We start from the raw sequence: 11,516 nt of genomic DNA, 5'->3' as shown, positions 1-11,516 counted from the left end.
AGATGGAACATCCGTGCGGCGTTGCCGCCGAGAATATTGGCCTTATCTTCCGCTGAAATATCCAGACTCTGAATGGTGTCCACCCCCTGGAAGAACCAGTCCTTGCGAATCGGGTAGGAGCTACCGTAGAGAATATTTTTCCCGCCGATCACCTTCACCGCGGCCTCCAGCTGAGCTTTACCCCATTGCGGCGCGCCGGAAGTATCGAAGAAGATGTTGTTGCTTAACTGCGCGCGCAGATTGCCGGTGCCGGTCTGGAAACGGTCGACCGCATCGTTGAACTGATGCTGCGGCGGTACCAGCATATCGGCGAAGGCGTAAAACGCGCCGCCCAGCATGGAGTGGATAAAGCGCAGGTTCGGCAGCTCGTCAAACATGCCGCTGAACAACTCGCGTCCGACGGCGGTGGCCTGGTCGATGCAGCGCCCGAACTGGCGGCGCTGGTTGGTGTACGGCAGCACGGAGTTAAAATCCACCGGCAGCGGCGTATGGTGAACCACAACCGGAACTTCCAGCGAGTTCAGGTAGTTGAGGTAAGGGCGGAAGGCCGGATCGTCGAGATAGATCTGCCCGTAATGGGCGACAATCTGCGCGCCGCGGAAGCCGAGCTGATTCAGGCAGCGGTCGACTTCGCGCAGACACTCTTCGGTTCCCCACGGCGGAACGACCGCCAGCGCCGACATTTTTCCGCCGCTGCGCTTAACGTATTCGGCCATGCGGTCGTTGACCTTTTTGCAGGTCTCCAGATCCAGCCATTCCTGCCATACCGGAAGACGGAAAATGGCGTGGTCGACGCCGGCTTTTTCCATGTCTGCCAGCTGGCTTTCCAGCGTGTACTGACCTTCGGCGTAGTTGAGGTTCACATAGCCTTTCGGCTGTTCGATGATCAGCTGGCGCAGCGGTTTGCCTTCAATCTGCTCCACCCGGGTGTGGACCCCGTACTGTTTCGGCACGCAATCCAGAAATGCATTCAACAGTTTGGCGTCAGAGAACAGGTCGCCTGGCAGCCAGTGCATGTTGGCATCGATAATTTTACTCATGCGTTCTTTCCTTTTGTTTTTGGTGTCATGTTGGTTTGTGTGGGGCTATTTCTGTTCGGTGGCAAAAACGGACTTATATTTACCGGGCGCTACGCTCTCCTTATTTCCGGGAATCCGCATCCCGGCTTTGGCGTGGTATTCGCTGAAGATAGCCAGCGCCTCTTCGTGGGGGAAAATGGCCTCGATATCGTCGAACGGTTTCCCGCCGCTGCGCTCTTCGACAATCCGGCGCACCACCTCAGGGCCTTCGCCGCGTGAAGCCAGCACCAGCCAGTTCACCTTCTCGCGTCGTTCTTCCTCGTAGGCCCGCAGCGCCGCAACCGGATCGGCCACTGTGCTGAGCTTCTCAGCCAGCACGCGGGCGTCGACAAAGGCCTGACAAACGCTGTTGCCGCCGCGCGGATACATGGCGTGCGCGGCGTCGCCCAACAGGGTGATACGGCCAAAAGACCACCGTTCGAGCGGATCGTGATCGATCAGCGGGAAGAGATAGCATTCGCGGGCGCGGCGGATCATGTCGCTGACATCCAGGAAACCGAGCTGGCAATCATCGAAAACATGCTCAATCTCTTTGACGCCGGTTTCCTGATTCCAGTCCTCTTCGCTTTGCGGTTTTTCGGCCTGCTCAATCACCCAGTTGACCAGCTGATTTCCCTGGCCATCGACGTTGTCCTGGATGGGGTAGACGATCAGGGTGCCCTGACGAATCGGATCGCCGATGTGCAAAATCGAGCCGCCGGTTTTGATCGGCGGCATTACGGTGACGCCGCGATACAGCGTCAGGCCGGAAAAGTGACTACGCTGAGAGGCCGGGAGCAGCTGACTGCGCACCACGGAGCGAATGCCGTCAACGCCAACCATCACGTCGGCCCGTACCTGCTGCGGGGCCGCCGGGTTCAGGCTGTTATCAAACGTGACGGTTACCCCATGATCGTCCTGGCTGACGCTCAGGCAGCGACAGCCGAGGGTGATGGCATCGGGACCCAAACGCTCCTGAACGGCACGGTAGAGCATCATTTGCAGATGACCGCGATGTACGAAGCGCTGGTCATGTTCATAGCCCATGTGACGGCCGCACTGTTCGGCGAAAATCTGCTGGCCGTAGCCGGTATAAAAAATAGATTCCTGCGCTTCGACGGAGATCTCGCAGAAGGCGTCGTACAGACCGAGTTCGGTCAGCTCTTTCACCGCGTAAGGTTTGATATCTACCCCGACGCCAAGCGGCTTAATTTCCTGAACGGCTTCGAATAAACGTGGTTTAAATCCCTGCTGGTGCAGTCGCAGGGCCGCAGCCAGCCCTGCCGGACCGGCACCAATAATGACGATATCCAACATAATGACTTCCTCAGATTGTTTTATCGGCAGGCCCGATAGCCTGTCATGCTTAGTTCACGGACGATTTGTTGATGCTGCGCCGTCCGGGGCGCGCTGTTCAACCGCCGGTTTATGGTTCGGATCCCGTAGCCAGACTGGAATACCGACCAGACAGACCGCCAGCCCCGCCAGCACCAGCAGAGAGAGCGAGTGGCCGGTGTGGTTTTGCAATGCATGGAAAAACAGCGGCGGTCCAAGAAAGACGCCAATCAGCGTCAGTTGGGTGATCAGCCCGCTGGTGGCGCCGATGCTGTCACGAGAGGGAGCGACGATCGGAGCCAGCGCCCACATTCCCACCAGCAATCCGCTGCCGAAGGTGAAGATCCACGACGCAACAAGTGACGGCCACAGCCCTATTTGCAGGCTAAAAATAACCAGCGCGGGAATCCCGGTGAGGACGATGCCTGAGGCCCCGATCCATGTCGCCCTGACGCCGCGGTTGAGCAGGGCGCCCACCATCAGACAGCCAATGCCGTTACAGACCATCGCCACCACGTTCCAGCGCGAAACCACCAGCGCATCCACGCCGTAGCTTTTTGCCAGCCATGGGGCGAGGGTGGTGATGACGCCGGTTTGCAGAAAAGCATCGGCGCCGAAGGAGATACCGAGCAGCCACGGTAGCGGGCTTTTCAGCACGTCACGCAGGCCACGGGTGCGGGAGAACATGACTTTTTCCTCCGCGCTCCGCCGCGGCAGGCACAGCTGCGCCAGTACCACCAGCAGCAGAGTCAATACGGAGTGGGCGAGGAATGCCGCCCGCCAGTCGGCAAAGTGGTCGGCGAGACCGGCCGACAGGAACGGCAGCAAAAAACTGGCGGGAACAAAGGTCGACCACAGCGCCATCGCCATCGTGCGCTGCTTACCGGTGGTGATGCGAATAAGCAGGGTGACGGCGGCGACGGCCGTCAGAACATAGCCCACGCCGGTAATGGCGCGGCAGATGAGCAGTAGCTTAAAGGTTGGCGCGGCAATCACCAGCAGATCGCCAGAGACGATGATTATCGCGCCAATCAGCAGCACCACCCGATCGCCGATGCGGTCGACGGTATATCCGGCCAGCAGCGCGCCGAGGGCAACCATCAACGAAGGGAGTGACATCACCAGTCCCACCTGGCCGTGGCCGGTAATATGAAAATCTCTGGCAATGGCCCCCAGTTCGGTAACCGCTTCACTGACGGTCATCGCCGCCATGACGCCAAGGGCGTAGGTCACCAGAATTCTGAGGTAAGCATTTTGTAAAAATGTAGCCACAATCGTACTCCTGAATGCTGTTAAATTTGCTCGCGGACCGTAGCCGGTACCGGGGGCGATGAGGTACAGCGCGTAACGATGTGCAATATCAGGCGTCGTTCGCCATGGCCAGGAAGCGTTCCAGGTCCGGCGGATCGACCCGCAGCGCGGGCGGCTGCGGCGTCACGCCGACGAAGGGGGTGGCTTCGGTAAACCACTTATTTTGTGCCGGCAGCCCCCACTGATCGGCCCGTTTCGGATCGGCAAGATCCCAACCGACGGCAGGTTCGGGATCGATATGCTGGTAATGGGTGTTGAACAATTCGATGCGATGACCGTCCGGATCGCGGAAATAGATAAACAGCGCGCCGCTGATGCCGTGGCGTCCGGGGCCTCGTTCCAGCTGTGGCGCATAGCCCAGGGCTCCGGCGACATCGCAGGCGCGAATCATGTCGTTAGTATCCGGGATGGTATAGGCGAAGTGGTGCAGACGCGGACCGACGCCGTTTGTAAAAACGATATCGTGAGGATTGCCTTTGCGCTGCATCCACACGCCCCACAGCTGCTCTTCTCCGTCCAGTTCAGACCAGGTGTATTCACTGGTGCGAAATCCCAGCCGCTGATAGAAGTCAAAAGCGGTGCGCACGTTACTGGCCTGCAGCTGGTAATGATCGAGACGCTGAGCGCAGGCGCCGCGATAGCGATGGTACTGTTTAAACATTCTTTCGCGCGGTTCCATGGTCGCGCAGAACTCCAGCGGCACGCCGATGCTGTCGCTGACGTGCAGCGTCAGACCCTGCCAGGGGACCTCCACCAGTTCGGCGTTCGCTCCCTGGGTGGCGAAATAATCCCGTGCCCGTTTGACGTCGTCTTCACTGTGGACCCGCATACCGATGCGTGCGCAGCCAGGCTGTGCGCTTTTACGTAGCACCAGACTGTGGTGACCGCGCTCTTCCAGACCTCGCAGCCAGACGGTGGAGGCATCTTCGTCGCTGACGATCAGGCCCACCAGTTCGCGATAGAAATGTTTGCTTGCCTCGAGGTCCCGTACGTTCAGGACGACATGGCTGGCCCGGGTCACGTTAAAAGGAGGCTGGCCGACTATCTCATTGATTTGTTGCATTGTAGGGTTCTCTCTTTCAGTCATCGCTACAGGTATCGGATACGTGGCGGCTCTGCGGCCGTCTGTTCTGATCATGACAAAGCTCAATTGAGATATATCTTTTATCACGATATATCGTGTTATGGAGTGATAGTAGATGAGCGGAAAAAATTCGCTATGCCGCGATGATGAAAATGTGATCTGTTGCGCGAATGTTAATCATTGTCATTTTCGTGTTAAAAATAACGACAGGCGACGCCGTCTGATAATTTTTTGTTTTATAGGGGATTTTCCTAATCCACCGCCGAAAGGCGCCTCACCATCTATACTCTGGGTTCGACATACCAACAGGAGCGATTACATGGCAATCCATAAGAAAGGTCAGGCGCACTGGGAAGGCGATCTCAAAAGCGGTAAGGGGACGGTTTCGACGGAGAGCGGGGCGCTGAGCCAGCAGCCCTACGGTTTCAATACCCGTTTTGAAGGGGTGAAGGGCACCAACCCGGAAGAGCTGATCGGCGCCGCCCACGCCGCCTGCTTTTCCATGGCGCTGTCGCTGATGCTCAGCGAAGAGGGCTACACGGCAACGTCGATTGATACGGTGGCCGTTGTCACTCTGGACAAATCCGGCGGCGGGTTTGCGATCACCAAAGTGGCATTGCAGAGTCAGATTGTGCTTCCGGGCATCGATGCCGATGTCTTTGACGGCATCATTCAGAAAGCCAAAGCCGGTTGCCCGGTTTCGCAGGTGTTAAAAGCCGATATTAGCCTCGATTATCAGCTTAATCCTTGATCGTCCGGTGCCCGTTAACGACGGGCACTCCCATCCGCCGTTTATAGCGATAAAGTCACCTCTGGCACATGAGTCCGGCGCCGAATAATGGTATGTTTTGCTGTCACGGACAGAATCAGGCACAGCAATGACCCGCATACGTGGAATGATAGAAGCTCAGGTACTGGGCTTAACCGGCATGGCGCTGAAAGAGATCGACTTTGAACATCCGAAAGGGGAGCCGGGACTGTTTGGCCCGCAGTCAGCCATCTGGCAGGTGCATGGCGATTTCACCTCGATGCTCTGCGGCGGCGTGAGCGCGCTGCTCTTGCAGATGCTGCATCCGCTGGCGCTGGCTGGCGTCTGGGACCACTCCAACTTCCGTGAAGATATCTTTGGCCGCCTGCGGCGCACCAGCCAGTTTATTTCCGCCACCACCTTTGGCACCACCGTCGACGCCGAGCGCCTGATTGCCAAAGTGCAGGGGATTCACTTACGGGTCAGCGGGCAGGATAGGGACGGCACGCCTTATGCGGCCAGCGATCCGGAGCTGCTCACCTGGGTTCACGTGGCCGAATGCAGCAGCTTTATGGCTTCACATCTGCGCTATAAGCGCACGGTAGTGACTCAGGCCCGTCAGGAACAATATTTCCACGAGGCGGGGGAGACCGCCCGTCGTCTGGGGGCGCGGGATATCCCCGTAACCCCGCAGCAGATTGCGGAGTATTTACACGATATGCGCCCGCGTCTGCGCTGCGATGACCGCACGCGGGAGGTGGCGACCGTGCTGCTGACGACCCGTTTACCGGGTCGGTTGAGCCGGCCCGTCGGGCATCTGATGATGCGCGCCGGGATTGATCTGCTGCCGCCCTGGGCGCAAGCGATGCTGTCTCTGTCGCTGAGCCCTCTACAACGGCATACCGCCCGTCTGGCGGTCCACGGCGTGGCGAGAGTGCTGCGCGCTTCGGTGCGCAACGGCGCCTATCATTGCGCGATGCGGCGGATGGCGGCCAATTAACCCACGGCGACGCTGGTCGGAAACCGTCCCGGCCATTATTCAGCGCGAAAATACCCACTCCGCTTATATTCCCAGCCTGTTTATCGACGCCATATCGATTAATTTTTTCTATTTCTTGACATTCCCTCATTATTTATAGGTTATATGCAGCAACGGCGCAGCGTTAAATCCGCCGCGCGTTTTCATTTTCGCAAATAGGGTGGGACTCCATGCAGATTAATGAACCTCAGGCTATAACCTTACCGCTGCCGCGCACGGCGATTTTTATCGTCGCCACGGTTGCGCGCTCGGCGGAAAGTCTCGCGCGGGTTCGCGACTGGTGCGATGATTTTGCCGCCGTGGTACGCTCGGTCGGTACCCGCATGCCCCAGGCCGGGTTGTCCTGCATCTGCGGTTTCGGCGCCGACATCTGGCCTCAGCTGTTTGGTCAGCCGGTGCCGAAGCAGCTGCATCCGTTTCGCAGCGTCGGCAGCGGCGAACGCGTGGCCGTCTCAACGCCGGGCGATCTGCTACTGCACATCCGTTCAGACGATATGGGGCTAAGCTTCGAGCTGGCCGCGCAGCTGATGGAAAAACTGGGCAGCGCGGTGACGGTAGTGGATGAAGTCCACGGCTTTCGCTATTTCGACCGACGCGCGATGATTGGCTTCGTCGACGGCAGCGAGAACCCGCAGGGGCGGGCGGCGGCGGATTTCACCCTCATCGGCGATGAAGATGCCGATTTTTCTGGCGGCAGCTATGTGATTGTTCAGAAGTATTTGCATGATATGGCCGGCTGGAACGCCCTGACCGTCGAGCAGCAGGAGCGCATTATCGGCCGCAAAAAAATGAGCAACATTGAACTGGACGCCGACGTGAAACCCTCCTGTTCGCACAGCTCGTTAACCACGCTTGAGGAGAACGGCGAGGAGGTGAAAATCCTGCGTGACAATATGCCGTTCGGTAAGCCCGGGATGGGGGAGTTTGGTACCTATTTTATCGGCTACGCCCGTTCGCCAGCGCCGATTGAACAGATGCTGGAAAACATGTTTGTCGGCCGCCCGGCTGGCAATTACGACCGTCTGCTCGACTACAGCCGCCCGGTGACCGGTAGCCTGTTCTTTGTACCGTCGGCCACGCTGATGGCGTCGTTATCCTCCCGCAGCGGCAATCAGCCACGGCAGTAACAGAATAACCCTGCTGAAATTCGGGGAAAGCAATTTCCCCGCACATTATTTCATCGCCGCGCCCGGCTGGCATATTGCCTGATAAATAAAAAGGGAACATAATTCCGCGGCCATTATTTCATCGCTAATTAATGGTCAATAGCAACCGCATTGTCGCGCGTATGTCCAATAAAATAATCCACTCGGTTAATAGATATTCTCTATATCCTGAATAGTTCGAGTTGCAGGAAAGCGGCAAGTGAGAGCAGCCCAGGTAAGTGACTGGGATGATCGAATGCAGCCACCGCACAAGCAGTTTGAAATATGACGGGTATATAACCAGAATGGGCGTTCAGGAAGTAATACCATGATCATCCGGCCAGAACAACACTGGTTCCTTCGTCTGTTTGACTGGCACGGCTCCGTGCTGTCAAAAATCATTTTTCGCCTGCTGCTTAACGTCCTGATGTCGATTGTCGCCATCATCAGCTATCAATGGTATGAGCAGCTGGGTATCCATCTCACCGTGGCGCCCTTTAGTTTACTGGGGATAGCCATCGCGATTTTCCTCGGTTTTCGCAACAGCGCCAGCTACAACCGCTTTGTCGAAGCCCGTAATCTCTGGGGGACGGTACTGATTGCCGAGCGCACCTTGATGCGTCAGCTGAAAAATATTCTTCCGACGGAGCACCAAACGCATCAAAAAATCGCCAGCTACCTGATTGCTTTTAGCTGGAGCCTGAAACATCAGTTACGTAAAACCCATCCCGGGGATGACCTTAACCGGCTGCTGCCCCCCGATACCGTCGCGGAGATCCTCGGCAGCTCGATGCCGACCAACCGTATCCTGCTGTTGGTCGGCCATGAGCTGGGCCAGCTGCGCGAAGCGGGGAAGGTGAGCGATATCACCTATGGGCTGATGGACAATAAGCTCGACGAGCTGGCCCACGTGTTGGGCGGATGTGAACGCCTGGCCAGCACGCCGGTACCGTTTGCATACACCTTGATTCTGCAGCGCACGGTCTATCTGTTCTGCACCTTGCTGCCTTTTGCGCTGGTCGGCGATCTGCACTACATGACGCCGTTTGTGTCGGTCTTTATCTCGTACACCTTTCTCTCGTGGGATTCTTTGGCGGAAGAGCTGGAAGATCCGTTTGGTACCGCGGCGAACGATTTGCCCCTCAACGCCATGTGCAACACCATCGAACGCAACCTGCTGGATATGACCGGACAGCACCCGCTGCCGGAAACGCTGCAGCCTGACCGCTACTACAATCTGACCTGATGATTCTCTCTGCGTAACTGTTAAATAAGTTAAATCTAACGCGTGATAGATAACATTGATTATACAGTTCCGATCCTGATTGTTATGCTTTCGTTAACAAAAAACGTCCGCCGCGGCTTTCTCCGGCGGACGAACTTTTTCACGTTGCGGATCGCCCGGATAAGGTGATTTGGCATGTCGTTCTCGCTTATCGACGGCGCATTCTGGAGTAGATATGAATATGAAAAGACGCTCAGTACCTGGCGTGCATCCTTATGATGGCCCTGCCGGCGGCTGGGGCGCATTGAAAGCAACGGCCATCGCCGTGCGGACACAAATGGATGCCCTGGAAGCGCCCGTCACTCTGCTGCGCACCAATCAGCCTGACGGCTTTGATTGCCCCGGCTGCGCCTGGCCGGATAAAGAGCACAAATCCACCTTCCAGTTTTGCGAAAATGGCGCCAAAGCGGTGACCTGGGAAGCAACCAGCAAACGCGTTACGCCGAAATTTCTGGCGGCGAACACGGTCACCTCGCTGCTGGCCAAAAGCGACTTTGAGCTCGAAGGCTACGGTCGGTTAACCCATCCGCTGGTCTACGATCGCGCCAGCGACACGCTGCGCCCGACCAGCTGGGAAAGCGCTTTTGCGCGTATCGGCGAAGTGGTCAGCGGCATGCAGCCGGACGAGGTCGAGTTCTATACTTCCGGGCGCGCCTCCAACGAAGCGGCGTGGCTGTTCCAGCTGTTTGCCCGTGAACTGGGCACCAACAATTTCCCGGACTGTTCCAATATGTGCCATGAATCGACCAGCGTCGGGCTGCCGCAGTCGATCGGCATCGGGAAGGGAACGGTGTCGCTGGATGATTTTGACAAAACCGAGCTGGTGATTTCCATCGGCCATAATCCGGGAACCAACCACCCGCGTATGATGGGGACGCTGCACGAACTGGCTCGTCGTGGCGTACCGATTATCGTGTTTAACCCTTTGAAAGAGCGGGCGCTGGAGCGTTTTGCCGACCCGCAGAATGTTATCGAGATGGCGACCTTGCGCTCGACGAATATCGCCTCCACCTATTTTCAGGTGAAGGCCGGCGGCGATGCGGCGGCGCTGAAAGGCATTGCCAAAGCGCTGCTTCAGATGGAAGAAGAGCAGGGTGACGTTCTCGATCGCCCATTTATTACCGAGCATACGCAGAACTTCCCGGCGTTTGCCGACGATTTGCAGAAGACCTCCTGGCAAGATATCGAACGCGAATCTGGTCTTACCCGCGCTGACCTGCAGCGAGTTGCCGAGGCTTACGCCAAATCGAATGCCACGATCGTGACCTATGGTATGGGGATCACCCAGCATAATAAGGGGACGTCAAATGTGCGGCTGATCGCCGACCTGCTGCTGATGCGCGGGAATATCGGCAAACCCGGCGCCGGGATCTGTCCGCTGCGCGGTCACTCCAACGTCCAGGGCAACCGCACCGTCGGGATTACCGAGAAGCCGGGCGCTGCCTTCCTGGCGAAGCTGCAGGAGGTGTTTGGTTTCGCGCCGCCGCAGAAACATGGCCATGATGCGGTAAAAGCGCTGCAGGCGATGATCGAGGGCAAATCGAAGGCTCTGCTGTGTCTTGGTGGTAACTTTGCGGTCGCGATGCCCGACCATGAGCGCGCGTTCCCGGCGATGCGCGGGCTGGATCTCAGCGTGCACGTCGGGACGAAACTCAACCGCTCGCATCTGCTGGTGGCGAAAGAGACGTTTATTCTGCCGTGTCTGGGCCGCACCGAACTGGATCTGCAGGAGAGCGGGCGGCAGTCGATCACCGTGGAAGATTCCATGTCGATGGTGCACGCCTCGTCAGGGAAACTGAAGCCGGCCTCGCCGCTGCTGCGTTCAGAACCGGCGATTGTCGCCGGAATGGCGATGGCGACCCTGGCCAACACTAAAGTCGACTGGCTCTCACTGGTGGCGGATTACGACCGTATCCGCGATCTGATCGAACGCACCGTTCCCGGTTTTGATAACTACAACGCGCGTATTCGTCACCCGGGCGGTTTTCGCATGCCGTTGCCGCCGACGGAGCGCATCTGGCCAACGCCAACCGGTAAAGCCATGTTCTCGGTGTTCCACGGCGTACATGAGAACGTTCATGTTGCGGGCGAGGAGGTGCTGCGGCTGGTCACCCTGCGCAGCCACGATCAATACAACACCACCATCTATGCCATGGATGACCGCTACCGCGGTATTTTTGGCCGTCGCGATGTGCTGTTTATGAACGAGCAGGATATGGCCAGTCAGGGATTCGAGCACGGTGATCGGGTGGATATCACCACCGCGCTGCCGGACAGCAACCTGCGTTTGCAGGATATTACGCTGGTGGCCTACAACATCGCGCCAGGCACCGTTGGCGCCTATTATCCGGAAGCCAATGTCCTGGTTCCGCTGGACTATATTGACGAAGAGAGCGGCACGCCTTCTTATAAATCCGTGCCGATTCGCCTGACCCTGCGCTCGAAAGAGATTCTGCCGGTCTCCGGCCTGCGCTAATCTGCCCGCGCCCGCTGCCGGCCTCAGCGCCGGCA

General features: G+C 57.8%; 9 protein-coding genes. 5 read left to right on the top strand and 4 right to left on the bottom strand.

The features are described 5' to 3' along the window. The 4 genes from GRPL_RS08375 to hpaD form a co-directional block, all read right to left on the bottom strand. A partial coding sequence (locus tag GRPL_RS08375) for an amidohydrolase family protein (protein WP_032699882.1) occupies positions 1-1,040 on the bottom strand: 1,040 nt, incomplete at its 3' end. A gap of 45 nt (positions 1,041-1,085) precedes the next feature. Beyond that, the gene (locus GRPL_RS08380) at positions 1,086-2,375 is read right to left on the bottom strand and encodes an FAD-dependent monooxygenase (protein ID WP_050496797.1); all 1,290 of its coding nucleotides are present in this window, start codon (positions 2,373-2,375) and stop codon (positions 1,086-1,088) included. A 54-nt stretch (positions 2,376-2,429) separates the two neighbouring features. After that, positions 2,430-3,665 carry an MFS transporter gene (locus GRPL_RS08385; protein ID WP_049264376.1) on the bottom strand — a complete coding sequence of 412 codons (1,236 nt, stop codon included), beginning with the start codon at positions 3,663-3,665 and terminating at the stop codon, positions 2,430-2,432. An 88-nt stretch (positions 3,666-3,753) separates the two neighbouring features. Further along, complete coding sequence (gene hpaD / locus GRPL_RS08390; protein WP_032699881.1) at positions 3,754-4,767, bottom strand: 3,4-dihydroxyphenylacetate 2,3-dioxygenase; 1,014 nt, start codon at positions 4,765-4,767, stop codon at positions 3,754-3,756. A 340-nt stretch (positions 4,768-5,107) separates the two neighbouring features. Between hpaD and GRPL_RS08395 the strand changes: the two genes are divergently transcribed. The 5 genes from GRPL_RS08395 (at position 5,108) to GRPL_RS08415 (ending at position 11,481) form a co-directional block, all read left to right on the top strand. Beyond that, positions 5,108-5,539 carry an OsmC family protein gene (locus GRPL_RS08395; protein WP_032699880.1) on the top strand — a complete coding sequence of 144 codons (432 nt, stop codon included), beginning with the start codon at positions 5,108-5,110 and terminating at the stop codon, positions 5,537-5,539. A 127-nt stretch (positions 5,540-5,666) separates the two neighbouring features. Beyond that, positions 5,667-6,536, top strand: coding sequence for an oxygenase MpaB family protein (locus GRPL_RS08400; RefSeq protein ID WP_032699879.1), 870 nt, complete (start codon positions 5,667-5,669; stop codon positions 6,534-6,536). A 209-nt stretch (positions 6,537-6,745) separates the two neighbouring features. Continuing rightward, positions 6,746-7,702, top strand: coding sequence for a Dyp-type peroxidase (locus GRPL_RS08405; RefSeq protein ID WP_032687772.1), 957 nt, complete (start codon positions 6,746-6,748; stop codon positions 7,700-7,702). A gap of 346 nt (positions 7,703-8,048) precedes the next feature. Beyond that, positions 8,049-8,966, top strand: a complete 918-nt coding sequence (locus GRPL_RS08410) for a bestrophin family protein (protein WP_032699878.1) — start codon at positions 8,049-8,051, stop codon at positions 8,964-8,966. Positions 8,967-9,180: 214 nt separating this feature from the next. Continuing rightward, positions 9,181-11,481, top strand: coding sequence for an FdhF/YdeP family oxidoreductase (locus tag GRPL_RS08415; RefSeq protein WP_032699877.1), 2,301 nt, complete (start codon positions 9,181-9,183; stop codon positions 11,479-11,481). Positions 11,482-11,516 lie beyond the last annotated feature (35 nt).

Source organism: Klebsiella planticola ATCC 33531, assembly GCF_000735435.1.
Taxonomy (GTDB): Bacteria; Pseudomonadota; Gammaproteobacteria; order Enterobacterales; family Enterobacteriaceae; genus Klebsiella; species Klebsiella planticola.
The sequence above is the reverse complement of the archived record's forward strand: the minus strand, read 5'-3'. Positions and strand labels throughout refer to the sequence as shown.